The organism is Streptomyces africanus (genome assembly GCF_002150735.1).
Taxonomy (GTDB): domain Bacteria; phylum Actinomycetota; class Actinomycetes; order Streptomycetales; family Streptomycetaceae; genus Streptomyces; species Streptomyces africanus.
Genome location: NZ_MUKA01000035.1, coordinates 1 through 24,404, shown reverse-complemented (window position 1 = coordinate 24,404; position 24,404 = coordinate 1). Strand labels below are relative to the sequence as shown.

General features: G+C 71.4%; 23 protein-coding genes and 1 tRNA gene. 13 read left to right on the top strand and 11 right to left on the bottom strand.

Annotation, left to right across the window (positions count from 1 at the left end; all coding sequences use genetic code 11):
* Nucleotides 1-394, top strand: a 394-nt coding sequence (locus CCL05_RS05635) for a class I SAM-dependent methyltransferase (RefSeq protein WP_208641379.1), incomplete at its 5' end; no start/stop codon positions are given.
* A 58-nt stretch (nt 395-452) separates the two neighbouring features.
* Here CCL05_RS05635 and CCL05_RS05630 read toward each other — a convergent pair.
* On the bottom strand, nt 453-2,981 hold the full coding sequence (locus CCL05_RS05630) for an ABC transporter permease (protein WP_086559359.1): 2,529 nt from the start codon (nt 2,979-2,981) through the stop codon (nt 453-455).
* A gap of 39 nt (nt 2,982-3,020) precedes the next feature.
* Complete coding sequence (locus tag CCL05_RS05625) at nt 3,021-3,821, bottom strand: ABC transporter ATP-binding protein (RefSeq protein WP_086559358.1); 801 nt, start codon at nt 3,819-3,821, stop codon at nt 3,021-3,023.
* 439 nt (nt 3,822-4,260) lie between these two features.
* Here CCL05_RS05625 and CCL05_RS05620 point away from each other — a divergent pair.
* From CCL05_RS05620 to CCL05_RS05610, 3 genes are all read left to right on the top strand, one after another.
* Nucleotides 4,261-4,344, top strand: a tRNA-Leu gene (locus CCL05_RS05620).
* 146 nt (nt 4,345-4,490) lie between these two features.
* Nucleotides 4,491-5,717, top strand: coding sequence for a 4-hydroxybenzoate 3-monooxygenase (locus CCL05_RS05615; protein WP_086559357.1), 1,227 nt, complete (start codon nt 4,491-4,493; stop codon nt 5,715-5,717).
* 226 nt (nt 5,718-5,943) lie between these two features.
* Entirely contained in the window at nt 5,944-6,852 is a 909-nt protein-coding gene (locus CCL05_RS05610) for a Bax inhibitor-1/YccA family protein (protein ID WP_086559356.1), read from the top strand.
* A gap of 60 nt (nt 6,853-6,912) precedes the next feature.
* On the opposite strand, the gene CCL05_RS05605 is transcribed toward CCL05_RS05610, so the two are convergent.
* Nucleotides 6,913-7,143, bottom strand: coding sequence for a DUF4287 domain-containing protein (locus tag CCL05_RS05605; RefSeq protein ID WP_010034472.1), 231 nt, complete (start codon nt 7,141-7,143; stop codon nt 6,913-6,915).
* A 101-nt stretch (nt 7,144-7,244) separates the two neighbouring features.
* Here CCL05_RS05605 and CCL05_RS05600 point away from each other — a divergent pair, with 101 nt between their 5' ends.
* The gene (locus tag CCL05_RS05600) at nt 7,245-7,550 is read left to right on the top strand and encodes a hypothetical protein (protein WP_167409517.1); all 306 of its coding nucleotides are present in this window, start codon (nt 7,245-7,247) and stop codon (nt 7,548-7,550) included.
* Nucleotides 7,551-7,623: 73 nt separating this feature from the next.
* Here the strand turns inward: CCL05_RS05600 and CCL05_RS05595 are convergent, their stop codons facing one another.
* The 3 genes from CCL05_RS05595 to CCL05_RS05585 all read right to left on the bottom strand — a co-directional run bounded on the left by CCL05_RS05595 (nt 7,624) and on the right by CCL05_RS05585 (nt 11,066).
* Nucleotides 7,624-8,406, bottom strand: a complete 783-nt coding sequence (locus tag CCL05_RS05595; RefSeq protein ID WP_086559355.1) for a hypothetical protein — start codon at nt 8,404-8,406, stop codon at nt 7,624-7,626.
* 273 nt (nt 8,407-8,679) lie between these two features.
* Nucleotides 8,680-9,897: an acetyl-CoA C-acetyltransferase gene (locus CCL05_RS05590; protein WP_086559354.1), complete on the bottom strand. Its 1,218-nt coding sequence runs from the start codon at nt 9,895-9,897 to the stop codon at nt 8,680-8,682.
* Nucleotides 9,898-10,040: 143 nt separating this feature from the next.
* Complete coding sequence (locus tag CCL05_RS05585; RefSeq protein WP_086559353.1) at nt 10,041-11,066, bottom strand: SGNH/GDSL hydrolase family protein; 1,026 nt, start codon at nt 11,064-11,066, stop codon at nt 10,041-10,043.
* A 159-nt stretch (nt 11,067-11,225) separates the two neighbouring features.
* On the opposite strand from CCL05_RS05585, the gene CCL05_RS05580 reads away from it, so the two are divergent.
* Complete coding sequence (locus CCL05_RS05580; RefSeq protein ID WP_086559352.1) at nt 11,226-12,614, top strand: cystathionine beta-synthase; 1,389 nt, start codon at nt 11,226-11,228, stop codon at nt 12,612-12,614.
* Between the two features lie 364 nt (nt 12,615-12,978).
* On the opposite strand, the gene CCL05_RS05575 is transcribed toward CCL05_RS05580, so the two are convergent.
* Nucleotides 12,979-13,839 (bottom strand): helix-turn-helix transcriptional regulator, encoded by an 861-nt coding sequence (locus CCL05_RS05575; protein WP_086559351.1) that lies wholly within the window; start codon nt 13,837-13,839, stop codon nt 12,979-12,981.
* Nucleotides 13,840-13,983: 144 nt separating this feature from the next.
* Between CCL05_RS05575 and CCL05_RS05570 the strand changes: the two genes are divergently transcribed.
* Nucleotides 13,984-14,745 (top strand): SDR family oxidoreductase, encoded by a 762-nt coding sequence (locus CCL05_RS05570; protein WP_086559350.1) that lies wholly within the window; start codon nt 13,984-13,986, stop codon nt 14,743-14,745.
* Between the two features lie 14 nt (nt 14,746-14,759).
* On the opposite strand, the gene CCL05_RS05565 is transcribed toward CCL05_RS05570, so the two are convergent.
* From CCL05_RS05565 to CCL05_RS05555, 3 genes are all read right to left on the bottom strand, one after another.
* Entirely contained in the window at nt 14,760-15,179 is a 420-nt protein-coding gene (locus CCL05_RS05565) for a hypothetical protein (RefSeq protein WP_167409518.1), read from the bottom strand.
* Between the two features lie 83 nt (nt 15,180-15,262).
* Complete coding sequence (locus tag CCL05_RS05560; RefSeq protein ID WP_244204179.1) at nt 15,263-16,246, bottom strand: M56 family metallopeptidase; 984 nt, start codon at nt 16,244-16,246, stop codon at nt 15,263-15,265.
* Nucleotides 16,243-16,635: a BlaI/MecI/CopY family transcriptional regulator gene (locus tag CCL05_RS05555; RefSeq protein ID WP_086559348.1), complete on the bottom strand. Its 393-nt coding sequence runs from the start codon at nt 16,633-16,635 to the stop codon at nt 16,243-16,245. Before CCL05_RS05555 ends, CCL05_RS05560 begins: the two co-directional genes overlap by 4 nt.
* Nucleotides 16,636-16,774: 139 nt before the next feature.
* Here CCL05_RS05555 and CCL05_RS05550 point away from each other — a divergent pair, with 139 nt between their 5' ends.
* The 4 genes from CCL05_RS05550 to CCL05_RS05535 all read left to right on the top strand — a co-directional run bounded on the left by CCL05_RS05550 (nt 16,775) and on the right by CCL05_RS05535 (nt 19,735).
* Nucleotides 16,775-17,227 carry a DUF6153 family protein gene (locus CCL05_RS05550; protein ID WP_086559347.1) on the top strand — a complete coding sequence of 151 codons (453 nt, stop codon included), beginning with the start codon at nt 16,775-16,777 and terminating at the stop codon, nt 17,225-17,227.
* A gap of 88 nt (nt 17,228-17,315) precedes the next feature.
* Nucleotides 17,316-18,002: a DUF305 domain-containing protein gene (locus tag CCL05_RS05545; protein WP_086559346.1), complete on the top strand. Its 687-nt coding sequence runs from the start codon at nt 17,316-17,318 to the stop codon at nt 18,000-18,002.
* A gap of 174 nt (nt 18,003-18,176) precedes the next feature.
* Entirely contained in the window at nt 18,177-19,019 is an 843-nt protein-coding gene (locus CCL05_RS05540) for a MurR/RpiR family transcriptional regulator (protein ID WP_086559345.1), read from the top strand.
* A 131-nt stretch (nt 19,020-19,150) separates the two neighbouring features.
* Nucleotides 19,151-19,735, top strand: coding sequence for a hypothetical protein (locus tag CCL05_RS05535; RefSeq protein ID WP_086559344.1), 585 nt, complete (start codon nt 19,151-19,153; stop codon nt 19,733-19,735).
* Between the two features lie 100 nt (nt 19,736-19,835).
* Here CCL05_RS05535 and CCL05_RS05530 read toward each other — a convergent pair whose 3' ends face one another.
* Entirely contained in the window at nt 19,836-21,221 is a 1,386-nt protein-coding gene (locus CCL05_RS05530; protein WP_086559343.1) for a type III PLP-dependent enzyme domain-containing protein, read from the bottom strand.
* Nucleotides 21,222-21,356: 135 nt separating this feature from the next.
* Here CCL05_RS05530 and hutU point away from each other — a divergent pair, with 135 nt between their 5' ends.
* A complete protein-coding gene (hutU, locus tag CCL05_RS05525; protein WP_086559342.1) occupies nt 21,357-23,021 on the top strand; it encodes a urocanate hydratase in 1,665 nt (554 codons plus the stop codon).
* A 104-nt stretch (nt 23,022-23,125) separates the two neighbouring features.
* Nucleotides 23,126-24,328, top strand: coding sequence for an allantoate amidohydrolase (locus CCL05_RS05520; RefSeq protein ID WP_086559341.1), 1,203 nt, complete (start codon nt 23,126-23,128; stop codon nt 24,326-24,328).
* The last annotated feature ends 76 nt before the right edge of the window (nt 24,329-24,404 follow it).

Genomic DNA, 24,404 nt, shown 5'->3' with positions numbered 1-24,404 from the left:
CAACCACCAGATCGCCCGCCGCCCGCAGCGCGACGAGACGGCGTACAACGTCGACGCCTTCATCGACTCCTACGTCTTCCCCGACGGTGAGCTCCAGCCCGTCGGCATCACGGTCGCCATGCTGGAGCGCGCCGGGTTCGAGGTGCGCGACGTCGAGTCGATCCGCGAGCACTACGCCCTCACCCTGCGGCAGTGGGTCGCCCGCCTGGAGGCCGACTGGCAGCGCGCCGTCCAGCTCACCAGCCCGGGCCGGGCCCGCGTCTGGCGCCTGTACATGGCCGCCTCCGCGCTCGCCTTCGAACGCAACCGCATCGGCGTCAACCAGGTCCTGGCCGTCCGCACCCCCGAGTCCGGGGCATCGGGCATGCCGCTGCGCGCCCGCACCTGGAACTGAGAACGACGAAGGGCCCCCTTTCCCACGGGTGGGAGAGGGGGCCCTCGCAGGTCCGGCGCTACTCCGCCTTGATCGCCTCCAGCATGTTCAGCCGGGCCGCCCGCCTGGCCGGCCACAGCGCGGCGAGGACACCCACCGTCGCGGCCAGCAGCAGGAAGATCCCGATCCGCGCCCAGGGCAGGATCAGTTCGTAGGTCGCCAGCTTCGTGGCCAGCAGCTCACCGGCCGCCCAGCCGAAGAACACCCCCAGGCCGATGCCGAGCACCGCGCCGAACAGGGAGATCACCAGCGACTCCAGGCGGACCATCCGCTTGATGCCCTTGCGGTCCAGGCCGATCGCCCGGAGCATGCCGATCTCCTGGGAGCGTTCGAAGACCGACATGGCCAGGGTGTTGACGACACCGAGGACCGCCACGATCACCGCCATGGCGAGCAGGCCGTAGACCATGTTCAGCATCAGCGTGAACATCTGCGCGATCTCGTTGGAGATGTCCTGCTTGTCCTGGACCTTGACGGCCGGGTTGGTGCCGAGGGCCTTCTCCAGCTTGTCCTGGGTCGCGCCGGACGTGCCGTCGGCGGTCTTCACCATGACCTTCATGTTGTACGGGTCCGACTCGTGCGGGGCGAGGACCTTCTCGTCGAGCAAGATGCCGCTCAGGAAGTCGTTGCTCTCGTAGGTCCCGGCGACGTTGAGCTTCTGCTTCTTGCCGTCCTCGAAGGCGACGGTGAAGGCGGAACCGGCCTTCCAGCCGTAGGTCTTGGCTGTCTCGCTGTCCACGACGACGTCGCTGCCGCCGACCTCGAAGGAACCGGTGTCGACCTCCGGGCCGGCCAGCTCGCCGATCGCGGCGCCGTTGACGCCGGTCAGGTATTCGGTCTGGCCGTCGATCCGGGAGGCGGCGTTGAGCATCGGACTGGTGGCGGTGACGCCGTCGGTGCGCTCCAGCTTCTTCTCGACGTCCGGCGACAGCGCGTTGCCGTTCGCCATGGACACCACGTAGTCCGCCTTGATCGACGAGGACGCCATCTTCTCGATGGCCTGCTGGAGGCTGCCCGCCATCACCGTCATGCCGGTGATCAGGGTCAGGCCGATCATCAGCGCGGAGGCGGTGGCGGCCGTACGGCGCGGGTTGCGCACCGAGTTCTGCCGGGCCAGCTTGCCGGAGACCCCGAAGACGCGCAGCACCGGCGCCGCGGCGGCGATCAGGGGGCGGGACAGCAGCGGGGTCAGGATGAACACGCCGATGATCAGCAGCACCGCGCCGAGGCCCATCGGCATCTGGCCGTCCGAACCGTCCATGGTCGTGGCCACGAGGACCACCGCGACACCCGCGGCCGAGACCAGGGCGCCCAGCGTGTTGCGCAGCACCAGCGACTTCGTCGTGGCCTTGGCGTGCACGCTGTTCATGGCCGCCACCGGCGGGATCTTCGCGGCCCGGCGGCCCGGCAGCCACGCCGCCAGCATGGTCACCAGGATGCCGACCGCGAGCGCGGCGAGGATCGTGGCGGGCTTGACGACCAGCGGTCCGTCGGGCACGGTCCCGCCGAACGTCCCCATCAGGGAGCGCAGTCCGGCTCCGATGCCGATGCCCGCGACCAGACCGGTGACGGCGGCGACCGCGCCCACGACGAACGCCTCGACGAGCACCGACCGCGTCACCTGGCGGCGGGAGGCGCCGACCGCCCGCATCAGCGCCAGCTCCCTGGTGCGCTGGGCGACCAGCATGGTGAAGGTGTTGGCGATGATGAACGTGCCGACGAACAGGGCGATGCCGGCGAAGACCAGCAGGGCCGTCTGCATGCCGCTCATCGACCGGGCGATCGCATCCGCCTGGTCGTCGGCGAGCTGCTTGCCGGTGGTGGTCGAGACGGTGCCCCGGGGCAGCGCCTTGTCCAGCTCCGCCTTCAGCGCGGCCTGCGTGACGCCCGGCTTCGCCTTGACGTCGATCTGGTCGTAGACGCCCGCCTTGCCGAACACCTTCTGGGCGGTCGCCGTGTCGAAGAGGGTGAGGCTGCCGCCGGCCGCGACGTTGCCGTCGTCGGTGGTGAAGATGCCGGTGATCTCCGGGGTCATCACCGGCCCGTCGACCGACATCCGCACGGTGTCGCCGACCTCGTAACCGGCGCGCTTGGCCGTCTCGGAGTCGATGAGGACCTCGCCCGGGCCCTTGGGGGCGTGCCCGCTGACCAGGGGGTAGCGCGGGTCCTTGGCGCCCCAGTAGTTGCCGCCCTGCGACTGGAAGCCCTCGCCGATCAGCTTGCCGTCCTTGTCGGCGATGGCGGTGAAGCCCTGCACGACCCCGATGGCGGACGCGGCCCCGGGGACCCGCTCGCTCCTGTCGAGGGTGGCCCGGGTCAGGTCGTGGACCTTGCCGACCCGGTCGCCCTCGGGCTCCTGGTAGTCCGCCGTCATGGAGACGTCGACCTGGTCGAAGCCCTTGGCGGAACTCTTCTGGAAGGCGTCGGAGATGGTGTTGGTGAAGACCAGGGTCCCCGACACGAAGGCCACGCCGAGCATCACGGCGAGGACGGTCATCAGGAGCCGGGCCTTGTGCGCGAGCACGTTGCGCAAGGCGGTACGGAACATGGGTTTCTTCTTCTCAGTCCTGTCGGTCCTGACGGGGGATCAGCTGGTGCGGCCCTTGGCGTCGAACGCGGGGGCCTGGGGGTTTCCCCCGGGAAGGACACGCATGCGGTCCAGGACCGACTCGGCCGTCGGCCCGTACATCTCGTCGACGACCCGGCCGTCCGCGAGGAAGAGCACCCGGTCCGCGTAGGCCGCGGCCACCGGGTCGTGGGTCACCATCACCACCGTCTGGCCCAGTTCGCGCACGGAGTTGCGCAGGAAGCCCAGCACCTCGGCTCCCGAGCGCGAGTCGAGGTTTCCGGTGGGCTCGTCACCGAAGATGATCTCGGGCCGGGAGGCCAGCGCCCGCGCCACGGCGACGCGCTGCTGCTGACCGCCCGACAGCTGGGAGGGCCGGTGGCCGAGCCGGTCCGCCAGACCGACCATCCGGATGACGGAGTCCAGCCACTGCCGGTCCGGCTTGCGGCCCGCGATGTCCATCGGAAGGGTGATGTTCTCCAGGGCCGTCAGGGTCGGCAGCAGGTTGAACGCCTGGAAGATGAAGCCGATCTTGTCCCGGCGCAGCTTCGTCAACTGCTTGTCCTTCAGGGAGCCGAGCTCGGTGTCGCCGATGCGCACCGACCCGGAGGAGAAGGTGTCGAGACCGGCCACGCAGTGCATCAGGGTCGACTTGCCGGAGCCGGAGGGGCCCATGATCGCGGTGAACTCGGCCTGCCGGAAGTCGACGGAGACCCGGTCCAGGGCGACCACCTGGGTCTCACCCTGTCCGTAGATCTTCGACAGATCCGTGGCGCGCGCGGCCACGGTGGTGGCCCGGTCGGTGAGCGGTGCGGTGGTCACGGGATGGCACTCCTGTCGGACGGCGGTGTTCTTGGAAGGACTCGTTCCATCGTCCGGGTCCCACGCCGCCGTGTAGTCACCCGTTGTTCCGGTTCCGGGGGCCGACTGGGGTCTGACCGCGAGGGCCGGTGTCATACCTGGGGATGACGAACGCCCCTGAGGGGACCGGGTGTCGGGAACCGCGCGTTCCGGATGTTGGGAAGCCGAGCGGTCAAGTGTCAAGAACAGGTGGAGTGCCCTCGTTCGAGCGGTGAAATTCCGTCATTCCGGCTGCGCCGCCGACGGTCGCACGCAAGGCTATTAGCAAGTGCGGATGGCGCGTTCCGTGTGCTGATGCACCCTCAGACGTCAATAAAATAAGACAACATCGGTCCGCCCTTCCGCTGTTCGGGGGACACGTCCCGATAGTCTCGGAACCTCGATGCGGAGCCCATGGCCTGCCCGGATGGTGGAATGCAGACACGGCGAGCTTAAACCTCGCTGCCCCTTCGCGGGCGTGCCGGTTCGAGTCCGGCTCCGGGCACCTTCCGATCCCTGTGTGGTCCATTGAGAAGTTCGCGGCATGACCGTTGACAGCGGTCGCATGCCGTCAGACACTCACATCCGACAACGGTGAAGGAATTTTCACCTGGCGAACGCAGGGACCAACGGATGGGAAGGGGTCGCCCGATGCGCACCACCGTCGGCATCATCGGAGCCGGCCCCGCCGGCCTCCTCCTCGCCCGGCTGCTCCACAACGCCGGCATCGACTCGGTCGTCCTGGAGAGCCGCGACCGCGCCTACGTCGAACGGCGGCAGCGCGCCGGGATCCTGGAGCAGGGCACCGCGGACGTGCTGCGCGCGGCCGGCGCCGGGCAGCGCATGGACCGCGAGGGGCTGCGCCACGACGGCATCGAACTGCGTTTCGAACGCAGGCGCCACCGCGTCGACTTCCCCGCCCTCACCGGCGGACGCTCCGTGATGGTCTACGCCCAGACCGAGGTCTGCAAGGACCTCATCGCCCTCCAGCTCGCCGAGGGCGGCCCGCTGCTGTTCGAGGCGGAGGCGCTGGCCGTGGAGGACGCCGGCACCGACGCCCCGCGCGTCCGCTTCCGGCACGAGGGCCGCGAGGACGTCCTGGAGTGCGCGTACGTCGTCGGCTGCGACGGCTTCTGGGGCGTGGCCCGCAAGGCGATCCCGGCCGAACTCACCCAGGTCTTCGAACGGACGTACCCCTTCGGCTGGCTCGGCATCCTCGCCGACGTGCCGCCGTCGCACGACGAGCTGGTCTACGCCCGCCACGACCGCGGCTTCGCCCTCCTCTCCATGCGCCCGCCCGTCACCCGCCACCACCCTTCCAAGGAAGTCGCTTCGCTCCCCATTGAATCCTTCGTCTCCCGCCTCTACCTCCAGGTGCCCGACGGCACCGACGCCGAGGCCTGGAGCGACGAGGAGATCTGGGACGAACTGGAGCGCCGTTTCGAGACCGCCGACGACTGGCGTCTGGAGCGCGGCCCGATCACCCAGAAGTCGGTCACGCCCATGCGCTCCTACGTCCACGAGCCCATGCGCCACGGCCGCCTCTTCCTCGCGGGCGACGCCGCGCACATCGTGCCGCCCACCGGGGCCAAGGGGCTGAATCTCGCCGTCGGTGACGTCGTGACGTTCGCCCGGGCCCTGGCCCATCAGAAGGAGACCGGCTCAGCGGAGCTGCTCGACGCCTACTCGCAGACCTGCCTGCGCAGGGTCTGGCAGGCCGAGCGCTTCTCCTACGACATGACGACCCTCCTGCACCGCGCCCCCGGCGCGACCGGCTTCGAGGACCGGCTGCAGCTCGCCCGGCTGGAGCGGATCGCCTCCTCCCGCGCCGCCGGGACCGACCTGGCCGAGGGCTACACGGGCTTCCCGTTCGGGTGATGCACCGGTCGATGTAGGGGCGGTGTGAGCGGGTGATCTCCGTCCGGTTCCGGACGTGTCGCAGCTTGGTGATGAATGACCCCCTCCGGTGGGGGGAATCACGAAGCCGCGTAGCGTGTTGCGCAGCACGACGAGGGAAAGATCCTCCCCAAGCACTAGGGTCATTCCTTTGCCTACCTATTACTCTTGAGCCAAGGTCACGCAGTGTTGGCCATGGAGGAGTGAAATGAGGAGCAGAAACCCGGTCTTCTCGCGACGGGGGTTCAGCCGCGACAACGGCTACGCGGGCTTCAACACCGCGCCGCAGGCCGGGGGTCCCGCTGTCGCCACCCAGGGCAACCCGTACGCACAGCCGACGGGCAACCCCTACGCGCAGAACCCGTACGCGCAGAACCCTTACGCCCAGCAGGACCTGCAGTACGGCGCCCCGCCGCAGGCCCCGGCCACCACCGGCCGGATGACCATCGACGACGTCGTCCTGCGCACGGCGAGCACGCTCGGTGTGCTCATCCTCACCGCGGCGCTCTCCTGGGCCCTGCTGCCGGTCGACGACGCCAACATCAGCCGTAGCTACGGCATCGGCATCGGCGCCGCTCTGATCGGCATGGTCCTGGCGTTCGTCCAGTCCTTCAAGCGCAAGGCCTCGCCCGCGCTGATCCTCACGTACGCCGCGTTCGAGGGTGTCTTCCTCGGCGTCGTGTCCAACATCGTCGACAACCGCATCGCCGACGGTGCGGCCATGCAGGCCGTGATCGGCACGATGGCGGTCTTCGCCGGTGTGCTGATCGCCTACAAGGCCGGCTGGATCCGCGTCAACCGCCGCTTCTACGGCTTCGTTATGGCGGCCGCGCTCGGCTTCATCCTGCTGATGACCGTGAACCTGCTGTTCGCGGTGTTCGGCGGCGGTGACGGCCTCGGCTTCCGCAGCGGTGCCCTCGGTGTCGTCTTCGGCGTCATCGGCATCATCCTCGGCGCGTGCTTCCTGGCCTTGGACTTCAAGCAGGTCGAGGACGGCGTCGCCTACGGCGCCCCGCGCGAGGAGGCGTGGCTCGCGGCCTTCGGCCTGACGCTGACGCTGGTGTGGATCTACATGGAGTTCCTGAGGCTCATCTCGATCCTCAACAGCAGCGACTAGGAGGACCGGTCGTGCGCGAAGGGCCCCGGCTGTGCCGGGGCCCTTCGTCGTGGTGCGCGCCTAGAGCAGTTTGCGCGCGGCCCTCCTCAGGTCGTACTCGTGGACGATCGCCTTGGCGTGGCCGTACGCGAGGTTGTGTTCGTGCCGGAGCCAGCTGACCTTTTCCTCGAAACGGAAGAGTGCCGGGCCTTCTTCGACGGTGCGCAACCAGTCGGAGATCTCACGACCGGTGCAGTGGGGGATGCGGGCGAGCATGTTGCGATGGGTCTCTTCGGAGAAGACTTGGGACATCGGCGCCTCCGGACGCTGGGATGTAAGCCGGTCCTTCAGGTCACCGTGCCTGAGTGTTCGCCCGTTGGCAACAGTCCCGGTGCGACGCGTACGCTCGCGGCGTGGTTGATACGACGCCTCTGACCCGTGCGGTGGATCACTTCGCCGATCGTTTGAGGGCCGCGCCCCAGAGCCGGTTGCAGCGGGGCGCTGCCGCTGAGGCTCTCGGGCTGGCCCGGGAGTTGGCTCGCAGGGCGCAGGTGCTCGAGGGGCTGGAGCCTCGGGAGATGCCGGATGCGGGGATGTTTGCGGCCGCAGATCAGATCACCGTTGCCGCGCATGATCTGGCGGTGGTGGTTCCCAGTGGTGCCGATGTCGATGACGCGGTGCGGTTGGTGGAGGAGGCGCAGAAGCGGGCGGGGGTGTGACCCGTTTCGTCGGCGGGTGCGGGGTGCGTTGTGGTTGCTCGCGCAGTTCCCCGCGCCCCTTTGGGGCGCTCTTCTAAAGGGACGCGATGACCCTGTCGGCCAGGATGTACACGTTCTCCTCGCCGCACTCGAACGTAAGCGTGTAGGCGCCCGAGACGCCTGAGCCGCCCAGGAGGGTCGGGGTCTCGCCTGCGCGCAGGGCTGCGGCGAGGCGTTCCGCCGTCTCCCGGTGGCCCGGGGTCATGCACAGGGTCGTGCCGTCGGCGAAGACGTAGACGTCGAGGGTGCCCAGCGGGCCCGGGCGGACGTCCGTCAGTTCCACGCGTGAGGCGGCCAGCTCCTCCAGCGTGGCGACCGTGCGCTCGTGGTCGTTCACCACCGGCGACTGCGTCGGCACGAAGTCCGGGTGGGAGGGGTGGCGGCGGCGGGCCGCGGCCAGCTCCGGGGACTCGGCGGCCGGCTCCTCGGTGTCCGCGCCGGGCTCGGACACCGGCTCCAGGCCCGCGAAATCGGCCTGCCGGGGCAGGAAGAGGTCGATGTCGGGCAGACCCGGCAGGGGCGGCGCGTCGGAGGCGTCACGGGCCTCCTGGGCGGCCCAGAACGCCCGTGCCTCGGCGAGCTCCCGCTCGCGCTCCTCCGCGAGTGCCGCCGCCACGGCGGCCCGTATCTCGTCGGTGTCGGCGGACGTGCGGGCGGCCGGCAGCAGGGCACGGGTGGTCGCGGCGCGGTTCTCGGCCAGCGTGGCGTGCAGGGCCGCGACCTGTCGGCGCAGCTGGAGGACGGTGCGCAGGACGGCGACGCCCACGGCGCCCGTGGCGGCCGTGGTGACCAGCAACGCGATCGGCATGGCGCTCACTGACGTACTCCCGGTTCAAAGTCGACCCCCGACTTCCTACATCAGCTTGAAGGGCGGACTAACCAGCTGTCAGTGCGTAACGTCACGAAACGGACAGGGCTTCGGTGCCGGGGGAGGGGGTGGGGCTGTTGTGACCTGGTCTTCTCTGCGTGTAGAGGGAGATAGGTCACATCCTGAGGGAGATTGGATCACAAAACAGCCCAGAACCCCGGGGTTTCCGGGGTTCTGGGCCAGGACCTCACGGTCGGTGCTATGGCGGCTACGGTCAGGCGCTCAGCTGAGGCGCTCGATGACCATGGCCATGCCCTGGCCGCCGCCGACGCACATCGTCTCCAGGCCGAACTGCTTGTCGTGGAACTGGAGGGAGTTGATGAGCGTGGTGGTGATGCGGGCGCCGGTCATGCCGAAGGGGTGGCCGACGGCGATGGCGCCGCCGTTGACGTTCAGCTTCTCCAGCGGGATGCCCAGGTCGCGGTAGGAGGGGATCACCTGGGCGGCGAACGCCTCGTTGATCTCGACCAGGTCGATGTCGTCGATGGTCAGCCCGGCCCGCTTCAGGGCCTGGTTGCTCGCCTCGACCGGGCCGAGGCCCATGATCTCGGGCGACAGGCCGGAGACGCCGGTCGACACGATGCGGGCGAGCGGGGTGAGGCCCAGTTCGCGGGCCTTGGTGTCGGACATGATCACGAGCGCGGCGGCGCCGTCGTTCAGCGGGCAGCAGTTGCCGGCCGTGACCAGGCCGTCGGGGCGGAAGACCGGCTTCAGGCCCTGCACGCCCTCCAGGGTGACGCCGGCGCGGGGGCCGTCGTCCTTGCTGACGACCGTGCCGTCGGGGAGGGTCACCGGGGTGATCTCGCGCTCCCAGAAGCCGTTCTTGATGGCCTCTTCGGCGAGGTTCTGCGAGCGGACGCCGAACTCGTCCATGTCCTGGCGGGTCACGCCCTTGGCGCGGGCCAGGTTCTCGGCGGTCTGGCCCATCGCGATGTACGGGTCGGGCAGCAGACCGTCCTCGCGCGGGTCGTGCCAGGTCGACCCCTCGGACTGGGCGGTCGCGACGGTGCGGGCCTCGGCCTCGGCGAAGAGCGGGTTGTGCGTGCCGGGCATGTCCGAGCTGCCGTTGGCGTACCGCGAGACCATCTCGACGCCGGCGGAGATGAAGACGTCGCCCTCGCCCGCCTTGATGGCGTGCAGGGCCATGCGGGAGGTCTGCAGGGAGGACGAGCAGTACCGGGTGATGGTGCAGCCCGGCAGGTGGTCCATCCCCATCTGCACGGCGACGATCCGGCCGAGGTTGTGGCCCTGCTCGCCGCCGGGCAGGCCGCAGCCGAGCATCAGGTCGTCGATGTCCTTCGGGTCCAGCTCGGGGACCTTGGCCAGGGCGGCCTGGACGATCGTGGCGGTCAGGTCGTCCGGGCGGAGGTCCTTGAGGGAGCCCTTGACGGCGCGGCCGATGGGGGAGCGGGCGGCTGAGACGATCACGGCTTCGGGCATCACGGCTCCATTGACGTACCGGGTGGTCTGGCTGGGCTGACTGGGAAGTTACCCGCACGTATGGGCTGGGTCACGGGTGGGGCGGTGTGACCCTGACCGCAGTTTTCTAAGCGCTTGCTTTTTTCGGCCTCCCGGGGCTTTCGTCAGTTCGACGGCGAGGCGGGAGCCGGCTCCTGCTCGGGTACCCGCCGGCGCCGCCGGCGCTTCAGCAGCGCCCACGGACCCCTCGGACCGCTCGGCATCGCGGCCGTGACCTCCGTACCCGCCTCCGACGCGGCCTCCGCCGCCGCCCGGGCCACCGGCAGGAAGCCCTCGCGACGGGAGGCGTCCGGGCGCTCCTCCTCGGCCGGCCACAGGCCGAGCGAGGCGCAGACGGTCGGCAGGACCGCCATCGCCGCCGTCGCGTAGCCCTCGGCGGAGGGGTGGTAGCTGTCCGGGCCGAACAGTTCACGCGGGTTCGCGGCGAACTCGGGGCCGAGCAGATCGCCCAGGGACACGGTGCGGCCGCCCTGTTCGACGACTCCGATCGTCTGCGCGGCCGCCAGCTGGCGGGAGGCCCGTCGGGCCAGCCAGCGCAGGGGCTGCCGGACCGGCTCGATCGTGCCCAGGTCGGGGCAGGTGCCGACCACGACCTCCGCGCCGGCCGTGCGCAGCCGCCGTACCGCCGAGGACAGGTGGCGGACCGAGCGGGTCGGGGGCATGCGGTGGGTGACGTCGTTCGCGCCGACCATGATCACGCAGATGTCCGGCACCGGGTCGGGAGCGGCCAGCACCAGGGCCACCTGGCGGTCCAGGTCGTCCGAGCGGGCGCCGGGCGTCGCCACCGTGCGCAGTTCCACCGGGCGTTCCGCCAGGGCCGCCAGGCCCGAGGCCAGCAGCGCGCCCGGCGTCTGCCCGGCCCGGTGCACGCCCTGGCCGGCGGCCGTGGAGTCGCCCAGCATCGTCAGCCGCAGCGGCTCCTGACCGGGACTGGCGTACGCAGGGCCGTACCGCCCGTCCGCGTGCGGCACATGCGGCGACGTACCGTTGCCCACCCGGCGCCGCGCCAGCTGGACCTCCGCCAGCACCAGCCCGGCGGCCGCCGCCCCGGCCAGACCGATCCCGCCGCCGCCGTACGCCGCGCCCGCCGCGATCCGCCGGGCCACCCGTGCCCTCGACATGCTCGTCATGCGTCGCCGCCACCTCCTCGAACCCGTACACCCAGTGCTTGCCCCGTACAGACCGTCGCCCAATCTCAACGGGGAGTGAACGACCGTCACGGATGAGCGGTGCAGGCCATAGGCTGGCGGGATCAACCAGGACCACTTCTGCGGCAACCGGAGACAACGGTGCAGTTCCACGACTCGATGATCAGTCTCGTCGGCAACACCCCGCTGGTGAGGCTCAACAGCGTGACCAAGGGCATCAGGGCGACCGTCCTGGCCAAGGTGGAGTACTTCAACCCCGGCGGGTCCGTGAAGGACCGCATCGCCCTGCGCATGATCGAGGCGGCCGAGGAGAGCGGCGCGCTGAAGCCGGGGGGCACGATCGTCGAGCCGACCAGCGGGAACACCGGCGTGGGCCTCGCCATCGTGGCGCAGCAGAAGGGGTACAAGTGCATCTTCGTGTGCCCCGACAAGGTGAGCACCGACAAGATCAACGTGCTGCGCGCCTACGGCGCCGAGGTCGTCGTGTGCCCGACCGCCGTGGACCCCGAGCACCCGGACTCCTACTACAACGTCTCCGACCGGCTGGTCCGTGAGACGCCCGGCGCCTGGAAGCCCGACCAGTACTCCAACCCGAACAACCCCCTCTCCCACTACCACTCCACCGGCCCCGAGCTGTGGGAGCAGACGGAGGGGAAGATCACCCACTTCGTGGCGGGCGTGGGCACCGGCGGCACCATCTCCGGGACCGGCCGCTACCTGAAGGAGGTCAGCGACGGCAAGGTGAAGGTCGTCGGCGCCGACCCCGAGGGCTCCGTCTACTCCGGCGGTTCCGGGCGGCCGTACCTCGTCGAGGGCGTCGGTGAGGACTTCTGGCCCACCGCCTACGACCGGACCGTCGCGGACGAGATCGTCGCCGTGTCCGACAAGGACTCCTTCCAGATGACCCGCCGCCTGGCCAAGGAGGAGGGCCTGCTGGTGGGCGGCTCCTGCGGCATGGCGGTCGTCGCCGCGCTGGAGGTCGCCGAGCGGCTCGGCCCGGACGACGTCGTCGTGGTCCTGCTGCCGGACAGCGGCCGCGGCTACCTCAGCAAGATCTTCAACGACGAGTGGATGGCCGACTACGGCTTCCTGGAGGACGCGGGCCCGAGCGCCCGGGTCGGTGACGTCCTGAACGACAAGGAGGGCGACCGCATGCCCTCCCTCGTCCACATGCACCCGGAGGAGACGGTCGGCCAGGCCATCGAGGTGCTGCGCGAGTACGGCGTCTCGCAGATGCCCGTCGTCAAGCCGGGCGCGGGCCACCCCGACGTGATGGCCGCCGAGGTCGTCGGCTCGGTCGTGGAACGCGAGCTGCTGGACGCGCTGTTCAGCAAGAGCGCCTCGCTGGAGGACCCGCTGGAGAAGCACATGTCCGGCCCGCTGCCCCAGGTCGGCTCCGGCGAACCCGTCGCCGACCTGATGGCCGTCCTCGGCAAGGCGGACGCGGCGATCGTCCTCGTCGAGGGCAAGCCGACCGGTGTGGTCAGCCGGCAGGACCTGCTGTCCTTCCTCGCCCGCTCCGCGAAGTGACGGCGAACGGCCGGTGAACCACCCGTGAACCGGGTGCACTTGCCGTTCGTCCGCGATCTTCGTGGACTTCGCGGAACTGGTACGAGCGCGTCACGTTCGCGCAGCACCCGCTTAACACGAGTCCTGCACATTAGGGGTGTCGGCAGGGCGGGAGCGGCTCCCCGCCCCGGCCGGCGCCGTTGGCGTCAAGGACCTCCGGAGCGGCTCCCGGACCTCCACCGACGTCACAGACGCGAAAGCCCGGCCTGACCAGGCCCGCGTCTTACGCGGGGACCGCCGTCGTCCCGCCCCCCGGTCACGGGGGTGCGGCGGTCCCCGCGCTTTTCCTTGCGCGGAGGTCAGCCGGGCTGCTTCTTCGCGTGTGTCAGCCGGTCCGGCTCGTCACCCAGCTCCCCAGCAGCGCGAGCCGTTCCGCCGTCTCCGAGCCCGGTTCGGGCGTGTACACCACGATCGTCTGGTCCGGGGCCGCCGGGATCGTGAGGGTCTCGTACGGGAGGGTCAGCAGACCCGCGACCGGGTGACGGAGCTGCTTCACCCCGTGGTCGCACGGCTTGACCAGGTGGTCGGCCCACAGGCGGCGGAAGTCGTCGCTGGCGCGGGAGAGTTCGCCGACGAGCCGGCCCGTCGCGGCGTCGTCCGGGTGGTGGCCCGCCTGCAGACGGAGGTGGGCGACCGTCTGGGCGGCGATCGCCGCCCAGTCCGGGTAGAGGTCGCGGGCGCTCGGGTCGAGGAAGACGCGGCGGGGCATGTTGCGCTCGCCGGGGGCCTGGTCGCTGAGGCCGACCACGGCGTCACCGAGGGCGTTCCAGGCGAGGACGTCCATGCGGTGGTCCAGGACGTACGCCGGGTTGCGGTCCAGGCCGTCCAGGATCAGCTGGACGCCCGGGCGCACCCGGGACGCGGCCTCCCGGTGCGTGGATTCCCGGGCCGTGGCCTGACCGCCCTCGGCCCGCCGGCGGGGCCGGGCGACCGCCCGCAGGTACTCGTGCTCCGCCTCGTCCAGCCGCAGCACCCGCGCGACCGCGTCCAGCACGGCGTCCGAAACGCTCGACCCACGGCCCTGCTCAAGCCGGATGTAGTAGTCGACGCTCACCCCGGCCAACTGCGCCACCTCCTCACGACGCAGCCCCGGGACCCGGCGGCGGCCGTACGAGGCCAGCCCCACCTCCTCCGGCTGGATACGGGCGCGGCGCGAGCGCAGGAAGTCTCCCAGTTCTCCGTCCATGGGCCTGAGCCTAGGCGGCCCGGCGCCGGCGAACCTGGTACTGCCAGACCCAGGAAAAGCGCCGCCCTGGGTACGGCCGCCGAGAGGGCCGAGTGTGGCGGACGACGCCGGGGAGAAGCCCCGGCCACCACCGAGGGGAACTCCATGCCGTACGAGAACCTGGCCGGCCGTACCGCCGTCGTCACCGGAGCCGCGAGCGGGATCGGCGAGGCCGTCGCCGTGCTGCTCGCCACCCAGGGCGCGCGGGTGGCGCTGCTGGCCCGGCGTGAGGAGCGGCTCGCGGCGATCGCCGGGAAGATCAGCGCCGACGGCGGGCAGGCCCTGGCCGTCGCCGCGGACGTCACCGACGAGGCGTCCGTGGCCGCCGCGGCCGACCGGATCCGCGCCGAGTACGGGACGGTCGACCTGGTCGTGAACGCCGCCGGCGTCATGCTGCCGCACCCCGTCGACGCCCGGCGCGCCGACGAGTGGCAGCGGATGCTCGACACCAACGTCGCCGGTGTGCTGCGGATGATCGGCGCCTTCACCGGCGACCTGGTGGGCGCCGCCGCGGACGGCCGTACCGCCGACATCGTGAACATCTCGTCCATCGCCGCGCACGTCAGCTTCCCGAACTACGCGGTGTACGGCGCGACCAAGGCTGCCGTCACGTATCTGTCGGAGTCCCTGCGCGGCGAGTTCGGGCCGCGGGACGTCCGGGTCACCAACATCGAGCCGGGGTTCGTCGAGAGCGAGCTGCGCACGCACATCGCCGACGCGGAGCTGTCCCGGCAGGTGGAGGGCATGCTGGACGAGGTGGGCGCGCTGTCCGCCGAGGAGCTCGCCGACCTGGTCGCCTATGTGACGAGCCGCCCGCGCCGGGTCAACCTGCGGCAGATCGTCGCGCTGCCGACCCGGCAGGTCTGAACTCGTGCGCCCGCTCAGTCCTCCCAGCCGCCCTGGGACGTGCGCCGGCCCCCGAACAGGCCCGGGTTGGTGCGGGCGGCCTGCACGACGTTGACGCCGACGATGCCCGCCCAGGTGGCGAGCAGGCCGGGCAGATGGGCCAAGCCCCCGCCGATCACGGACAGCGGCACCGCGAGGACGAGGGAGACGATCCCGAAGCCGAAGCGCTCGCCCCAGGAGTCCGTGGCCCGCGGCGACCGGGAGTCCCGGGCCGTCTGCATCTGCTGCTCGGCGAGCTGCCGGCGCACCCGGCGCTCCACCGCGCCGTCGATCCGCTGGTCGACCTTCTCCAGGAACGAGTCCACGAGGGCGGACTCGTACTCGTCGCCCAGCTCCCTGCGCGCGTGCAGGGTGGCGTCGAGTTCCCTCTTCAGGTCGGTGTCCCGCGCGTCCATTCCGGTCATGCCCCTCACGGTAGGAAGCCGGGGCGCCGACCACACTGGGGTTAGCCCCCCTGTCCGGGCCGGGACTGTCCCGGTCAACCGGTGATACCCGGAACGGCACAGCAGGCCAGGACGAGCGGAGTCAGGGCCACCACCGCGGTGAGTGCCACGAACACGGTCCGCGGTGCCGGAGAGCACGGGGCGTGCGGTGTGAGGATGCGGCGCATGCGCAAGACCGCCGACGGCCCGCCCGCCGCGAAGGCCATGGGGGGTGTCTGACCGGATGCCACCGCGTACAGGGCGGTGGCGAGTGCGTCCCGCGAACACCGGCGCAACGCCCGGTCGTCGGCGGCCATCTCGAGCAACAGCGGTACCTCGGTGCGAGCGAGCCGGGCCAAGGGCAGTGTGCGGAAACTGGCACCGAAGGCCCTGGCCGCGGCCACCAGCAGATGGTGGCGGCCGGCGATGTGCGCCCGCTCGTGTTCCAGCACCGCTGTCACCTGCTGCTCGGTCAGGACCTGGAGTGCCCCGGAGCTGACCACGATGTGAGGTGCACGACCCGGCAGGCAGTACACGGCCGGGGTGTCATGCTGCAGCACGGTGGCGGGCAACCCCGGTCGCCTGCTGCCGACGAGGCGCAGCAGTTCGGCGTGGCGTATCCGCACGCGCCTCGCCCTCAGCAGCTCACGTACGAGGACGACCGCGAAAGCGGCGGGCACGGACGCCGCCGCGCAAAGGGCCGCCCACACGCGGGTGTCCACGCCCGCCAGGCCGTTCGGGAGGAGAGGCCCGCGATGCGCGCCGAGCGAGACGATGCAGGCCTCGGCGAAGCGGGACAGGTGGTGGCTGCCCGCTGCCGGAAGCAGGAGGTGCAGGGCCGTCAGGGACACGGAAGCGATGAGGGACACCCCGAGCAGGGTCCACGCCGTGAGAGCCAGCCGGGGCGTTCGGTGCGCCCGGTCGCTGCCGGCGAGCGCCTTCGGCAGCAGCACCCCGACCATCAGGGTCGTGGTCAGAGGCGGCAGCACATGAGCACCGGCGACCAGTAACGGGCTTGTGTAACCGAGGAGTCCGGTCACGCGGGCGCTCCGGGCTCCTCGGCGCCGCCGGGAGCGCGGCCCATCGCGCGCAGAGCGGCAGCCAGTGCGGACACGTCCTCCGGGGACATGTGCTCCACGAATCGCTGCAGCGCGCCCTGGCGGTCCTCGGTGTTGCCGAGCGCGTCCTGCATGAGGGCGGCGGTGTACTCCTCACGACTGCGCTCGGGCTCGTACCGCCAGGCGCGCCCGGCCTTCTCGCGGCGGAGCAGGCCCTTGCGGTGGAGGATGTCCGCGACCGTCATCACCGTCGTGTAGGCGACGGGACGCACGTGGTTGATGTCGTCGACGATCTCCCGGACCGTGGCGGGGCGGCCCCAGCGCCAGAGCCGGTCCATGATTTCGGCTTCGAGGTCACCCAGCCGTCGCACCCTGCCCCCTCTTCGTCCCCGTCGCCGAGGTGCCTCACATCGTACGAGTGATCGTATGCGCCGGAACCGGAGTGGCGGCGACGATGTACCAAACCACTTAGTAGTATCGCGGTAGGTCGAGTACGGAAGGCAGGTCGGCATGAGCGGGCGGCTGCGGGCAGGTGGGGCCTTCGGGTACCTCCTGCTGGTCGTCATGCTCGCGCTGGGCGTGTTCGCCATGCACACGATGGGCCACCCGGAGGAGTCGTCCGGGCACGGCATGAGGGCTGCTGTTCCCGCTGCCCCAGGTGTGCACCGCGACGCCATGGCCCAGAAGCCCGTGGCCCCGGCCGGGCCCGAGGTGACGGCCGAGCACGGGAACGCGGCGTCGGCCGGCACGTCGCCGGTGCACGGGGTTCCGGGTGGCATGGACCCGATGTCCGTGTGCTTGGCGGTTCTCACCGTGTGGCTGCCCGTGCTGTTCCTCCGCGCTCTGGTGGTCCGCCGGCATGAGCGGCTGAGCGCCCTCCTCGCCCGGTCGACGGCCCTGGCGCGCCCCGGCACTCCACCACCGAGACCGCTCCTCTCCCAGTTGTCAGTTCTCCGGATATAGGCCGCACCACGGCGCGGCCCACACAGTGCTGCCCGCGCAGACGCCTGCTCCGCACAGCCAGAAACTGACGACAAGAGGTATCTCGCACATGACTGCCCACAAGCACGCTCTCAACCGTCGCCTGAGCCGCCGTCTCGCGGTGGTGGGCGCCATCACGGCGGGCGGGCTGCTGCTCGCCGCCTGTGGCGGGAACGACATGGAGGGCATGGACCACGGGAGCGGCAGCTCCGCCTCCGCCTCCGCCTCGCCGACCCGGGCGACGGGTGAGAAGCCGGCGTCCGGCGCCTTCAACGACGCGGACGTGATGTTCGCGCAGATGATGATCCCGCACCACGAGCAGGCTCTGGAGATGGCCGGGCTGGCGGACGGCAGGGCCTCCGACGCGGAGGTCAAGTCCCTGGTCGCGGACATCGAGAAGGCGCAGGACCCCGAGATCCGGACCATGAAGTCCTGGCTGAAGGCCTGGGGCAAGCCGGAGTCCGCCGGGGAGAGCATGCCCGGCATGGACCACGGGTCCGGCGGCATGGACCACGGGTCCGGGATGTCCGGAATGATGTCCGACGAGGACATGAAGAAGCTCGAAGGCGCCAAGGGCACCGAGTTCGACCGGATGTTCGCGGAGATGATGATCGAGCACCACAAGGGCGCGATCACCATGGCGCAGGACGAGCAGAAGAACGGCCGCAACGCCACGGCCAAGAAGCTCGCCGCCGACGTCGTGAAGACCCAGTCCGCCGAGGTCGAGAAGTTCGAGAAGATCCTCGACCGGCTCTGATCCTCACCACCCACTGACCGCCCAGGGCTCCGCGGCGCGCCCGAGGAGCCCGGGCGGTTCCGGGACCGCGAGACAGGGTCGGAGCCAAGGGGGGTCAGCAGAGGATCCCGCTTGCCCGTCTGCATATGCTCATGCAGAATCCTCAGCTACTGAATAGGCGAGGGGGAGCACGTCATGAGCGTGACCGACAGCCCTGCCGCGCGGTTGCAGGCGCTCTTCGAGGGCCACCGGCTGACGCCGACCCAGCGGCGCATCGCACACAGCATGGTGCGACGCGCGGCCGACGTGCCCTTCCTGTCGAGCGTGGAGCTCGCCGAGCTGGCCGGGGTCAGCCAGCCGTCCGTGACCCGCTTCGCCGTCGCCCTCGGCTTCGACGGCTACCCGGCCCTGCGCCGCCACCTGCGCGAGGTCACCCCCGCCGAACCCGCCGCGGACGCCGGGTCCGCCAACGAGTACCAGCAGGCCGTCGAGGCCGAGATCGAGAACCTGCGGCACCTGGCGGAGGTCCTGGCCGACCCCCGGCCCGTGCAGCGCGCGGGGCGCCTCCTCGCGGCCTCCCGGCCGCTTCCCGTGCTCGGACTGCGGGCGGCGGCCGCCCAGGCGCACGGCTTCGCCTACTTCGCCGCCAAGGTCCATCCCGACGTGCGGCTCCTCAACGAGGGCGGCACCATGCTCCACGACCGCGTCGACGCCGCCGTCCGGGCCGGCGCGACCGCACTGCTGTGCTTCGCGCTGCCCCGGCACCCCCGCGAGGTCGTGGCCGCCCTCGACTACGCCCGACAGGCCGGGCTGACCGTCGTCACGGTCGCCGACTCCGCCTTCGCACCGGTGGCCAAGGTGTCCGACCTGCTGCTCCCCGCCGCCGTCGGCACCGGTCTCGCCTTCGACACGGCCTGCGCGCCCATGCTGCTCGGCCGGGTCCTGCTGGAGGCGATGTGCGACGACCTGCCCGAGGCCCAGGCCCGCCTGGAGGAGTTCGACGTGAAGGCGGCGGAGCGGGGGCTGTTCGTCGACTGACGGCACGGGCAGCGCGTTCCCCGAGTCTTCGGACTCGGACCCGTCATTCTCAGACTCGTCTCACGTTGTGTCGCTAATGTGCGTCTCCTGAAACGCCCTTCAGACGCTTCGGAGACGAACGGAGGCTGAACGTGACGCGCGGAGGACAAGGGCTGGCTCGGGTGGCCGTCGTCGTACGGGCGGGGGCGGCCCCGCTGTGGTGGCTGGGTGTGTTCGCGGCGGGCATCGGCCTGCTGCCCCCGGGACTGACGGGGCGCCGCATCGGCGTCCTGGCCGGGGCGGCACTGTTCGTCCTGGCGACGGCCGCGGTGGCCTACGGGCGCCGCAGGCGCTACGTCGCCCTGGCCGCCTCGCCGGCCCGCGCCGGCAAGCACGACGTGCTCCAGGACCGCGCGGTCACGGCCCGCAACTGGCGCCGCGCCCACCGCTGGTGGCTCCTCCTCGCCTTCCTGGCCGCCCTGGGCAGCGCCTTCGCCGTGCCCGCCGCGGCGGGTCTGCTCCTGGCCGGGTGCGGCGCGGGCCTGTGGCTGAAGGCCGCGTGGCTCGGCCGCCGCGAGCGCGCGGACGAGGTGCTGCTGTGGGTGCGGGTGGACTGGCTGCGCGGCGGTGCGGGCGGCCCCGCGGGCAAGCGGGTCAGGAGCTACCGCAGCACGGGCATCGCGGCGGGCGACGCGGCCCCCGGCGGGGCAAGGAAGAAAACGCCGGCGCTCGTCTGACCGGACAGGGGGAGGCCGGCCCACGGGCGCGAGGCCGCGTTTCGATAGGCGACTGCCGCCGCGTGGGCGCAACCAGCGACGACGAACCCGCGGCCGGGTGCTACGGAAGCCCCCACGGCGCCCGGCCGCCCACCAGTGCGTCGACCTGTGCCCCTCCGGACTCGGCCACCACCTCCTCGACCGTCTGCGCCTGGCGCACCACCGCGAAGGAGACCCGCCCCTCCCCGCCCGGCCCGAACCCGTAGACCGCGGGCCGGACAAGCGAGTTGTACGCATAGTGGTGCGCGAAGTAGTACGCCCCCGTGTCCAGCGCCGCCGCGAAGTCCCCCTGCTCCAGCAGCGGCAGCGCGCACCCCTCGGCGAGCAGGTCGCCCGAGAAGCACGCCGGTCCGGCCACGTCCTGCACCACCGCCGGGCCCTCCTTCGGGCGTCCCTTGGCGTCGTACGCGGCGATCCTCAGCGGCCAGACCCCCGGCGCGTACACCGTCCGCGTCGCGACCTGCACGCCCGCGTGCGTGACCGCCACCGGCCGGCCGCCCGCGCTCTTGGCGTATTCGACCCGCGCCACGACCGTCCCGTGCTTCGCCAGCAGTGACCGCCCGAACTCCGTCACCAGGCCGTACCGCCCGTCGAACAGCCCGGGCACCTCCTCGGCCAGCATCCGCGCGTACTGCGCGTACGTCGGCGTCGTCGCGTCCGACGCGAAGTTCACCGGCAGCCCGCCGCCGATGTCGAGCGTGTCGATCTGTCGCCGCCCGGCCCGCCGGTTGATCTCCTCCGCCAGCTCGTATGTCTCCGCCACGCCCCGCGCCATCAGCGACAGCGGTACCCCCTGGGACCCCGTGTGCGCGTGCAGCCGGGTCAGCCACGGCCGGTCCAGATACGCCCGTACGACCCACTCCCGGGCACCCTCGTCGCGCAGCGCCACCCCGAACTTCGACGTCGCCGTGGCCGTGGACGTCGCCTCGATGGAACCCCCGCCGATCTGCGGATTCACCCTTATCCCGAGCGGGGAGCGGCTCCTGCTGGACCTCATCAGACCGTCGATGCGCTCCAGCTCCTGCGGATTGTCCGCGTTGACGGCGACGCCCAGCGCCAGCGCCTCGCGCAGCTCCCCGGGCGTCTTGGCCGGCGAGTCCAGCACCGTCATCTCCGGGCCCAGCCCCGCCGCCCGCGCCAGCGCCAACTCGCCCGGGCTCGCCACCTCCGCGCCGACGCCCTCCTCGCGCAGCAGCCGCAGCACCGGCACCAGCGGGGTCGCCTTCACCGCGAAGGCGTGCAGCACGGGCGTGCCCGGCGCGACGACCGCGTCGAACGCGGCCCGCAGCTCCGCCGCCGACTCCCGGATGCCGGTGACGTCCAGCAGCCCGACGATGGGGCTGCCGGGCCCGAGCAGCCCCTGCTCCACGGCGGCCCGCACCGCCTCGTCCCGCCGTGCCGCGCGCCCGGCGGCGGAGTCGCTGGATCCCTCGATGTGTGCGCCCATGCACCCACCCAAACATCCACGGCACCGCCGCGCCGACCCCGGGTGTATTGACTAGACCTATTCATGCGGTCAGGATGTGAATAACCGCAGCAACAATCCGCCGGGAGCACCACGCACCCACCCAGGAGGCAGACCATGTCAGGACCCCGCCCTGTCCGAGCGCCGCGCGGTACGGAACCGAGCGCCCTGGGATGGCAGCAGGAAGCCGCCCTGCGGATGCTCCAGAACAACCTCGACCCGGAGGTCGCCGAGCACCCCGACAAGCTCGTCGTCTACGGCGGCACCGGCAAGGCGGCCCGCGACTGGCGCTCCTTCGACGCGATGGTGCGCACGCTCAAGGGGCTGAAGCAGGACGAGACCATGCTGGTCCAGTCGGGCCGGCCCGTCGGCGTCATGCAGACCCACGAGTGGGCCCCGCGCGTCCTCATCGCCAACTCCAACCTCGTCGGCGACTGGGCGAACTGGGAGGAGTTCCGCCGCCTGGAGGCCCTCGGCCTGACCATGTACGGGCAGATGACGGCCGGCTCCTGGATCTACATCGGCACCCAGGGCATCCTCCAGGGCACCTACGAGACCTTCTCCGCTGTCGCCGCGAAGAAGTTCGGCGGCAGCCTCGCCGGGACGATCACGCTGACCGCCGGCCTCGGCGGGATGGGCGGCGCCCAGCCGCTCGCCGTGACGATGAACGACGGTGTGGCGATCTGCATCGACTGCGACCCGCGTGCGATCGACCGGCGCATCGAGCACCGCTACCTGGACGTGAAGGCCGACTCCCTGGACCACGCCCTGCGGCTCGCCGTTCAGGCCCGTGACGCCCGCCGCCCGCTGTCCATCGGCGTCCTCGGCAACGCCGCCGAGCTGGTGCCGCAGCTGCTCGCCATGGGCGCCCCGATCGACATCGTCACCGACCAGACCTCCGCCCACGACCCGCTGGCCTATCTGCCCCTCGGCACCGCCTTCGAGGACATGGCCGACGCCGCCGCCAAGGACCCGGCCGGCTTCACCACCCGGGCCCGCGAGTCCATGGCCCGGCACGTCGAGGCCATGGTCGGCTTCATGGACGCCGGCGCGGAGGTCTTCGACTACGGCAACTCCATCCGCGGCGAGGCGCAACTCGCCGGATACGACCGGGCCTTCGCCTTCCCCGGCTTCGTCCCCGCCTACATCCGCCCGCTGTTCTGCGAAGGCAAGGGACCCTTCCGCTGGGCCGCCCTGTCCGGCGAGGCCTCCGACATCGCCAAGACCGACAAGGCGATCCTCGACCTCTTCCCGGAGAACGAGTCCCTGGCCCGCTGGATCCGCATGGCCGGGGAAAGGGTCCACTTCCAGGGCCTGCCCGCCCGCATCTGCTGGCTCGGCTACGGCGAGCGGGACAAGGCCGGTGAGCGGTTCAACGACATGGTCGCGAGCGGGGAGCTGGCCGCGCCGGTCGTCATCGGCCGCGACCACCTCGACTGCGGCTCCGTCGCGTCCCCCTACCGGGAGACCGAGGCCATGCTCGACGGGTCCGACGCGATCGCCGACTGGCCGCTGCTGAACGCGATGGTGAACGTGGCGTCGGGGGCGTCCTGGGTGTCCCTGCACCACGGGGGCGGCGTCGGTATGGGGCGGTCGATCCACGCGGGCCAGGTCACGGTGGCCGACGGTACGAGGCTGGCCGGCGAGAAGATCCGGCGGGTGCTGACGAACGACCCGGGCATGGGGGTCATCCGGCACGTGGATGCGGGGTACGACATCGCGGAGACGGTGGCGGAGGAGCGGGGCGTGCGAGTGCCCATGCGTGAGGGTGACTCGGCGTGACCGCACCGAACGGCAACCCTCCGGTGGGGGCTGGTGCATCGTCGCCGCCTGCGGGTTCGGCTGGCGGCTCGCAGCCTGGCCCTGGTGGCGCTTCCTTCCACCAGATGTGGCGCGATCTGCTGCCCATCGGCCGCCACCCCGCCTCCGACGGCTACCGCCGATTCGCCTGGACCGGGGTCGACGGCGACTGCCGGGCCTGGTTCGAAGCTCAGGCGCAGACGCGAGGCCTCGTCTACGAGGCCGACCGGAACGGGAACCAGTGGGCCTGGCTCGGTGACCCCGCCGCCGGGGACGCCGTCGTCACCGGGTCGCATCTGGACTCCGTGCCGGACGGCGGCGCCTTCGACGGGCCCCTCGGAGTCGTGTCCGCCTTCGCCGCGCTGGACGAACTGCGCGGCCGGGGCGCGCGGTTCACCCGGCCCCTCGGCATCGTGAACTTCGGTGACGAGGAGGGCGCCCGGTTCGGGCTCGCCTGTGTCGGGTCCCGGCTCACCGCCGGGCAGCTCACCCGCGAGCAGGCTCACCGGCTCACCGACGGCGACGGCGTGACGCTGCCCCGGGCCATGGAGGCCGCCGGACACGACCCGGACGCCATCGGGCCCGACCCCGAGCGGCTCGCCCGCATCGGTGCCTTCGTCGAACTGCACGTCGAGCAGGGCCGGGCCCTCGACCTGTCCGGCGACCGGGTCGGCATCGCCAGCGCGATCTGGCCGCACGGCCGGTGGCGGTTCGACTTCCGGGGCGAGGCCAACCACGCCGGCACCACCCGGCTCACCGACCGGCGCGACCCCATGCTGTCCTACGCCGAGACCGTCCTCGCGGCCCGACGTGAGGCCGAACTCGCCGGGGCCGTCGCCACCTTCGGGAAGATCGCCGTCGAGCCGAACGGCGTCAACGCCATCCCCTCCCTGGTGCGCGGCTGGCTCGACTCGCGCGCCGCCGACCAGGACAGCCTGGACGCCGTGGTCGCCGGCGTCGAGAAGGCGGCCGGGGAGTACGCCGCCGCCCACGGTGTCGAGCTCGCCGTCGTGCGCGAGTCGTTCACTCCCGTCGTCGAGTTCGACCACGCCCTGCGTGACGAACTCGCCCGCATCCTCGGCAAGGACACCGGCCTCACCGTCCCCGTCCTCGGCACCGGCGCCGGACACGACGCCGGGATCCTGTCCGGGAGCATCCCGACCGCCATGCTGTTCGTGCGCAACCCCACCGGCGTCTCCCACTCACCGGCCGAGTCCGCCACCGAGGACGACTGCGTGGCCGGGGTACTCGCACTCGCCGACGTACTGGAAGGACTGGCGTGCAGGTGACCACAGCAGCCACGCGCACATACTGGCTGGAGCACGCCTGGCTCGGCACGAACGTCGAGCCAGGCGTGCTCCAGCC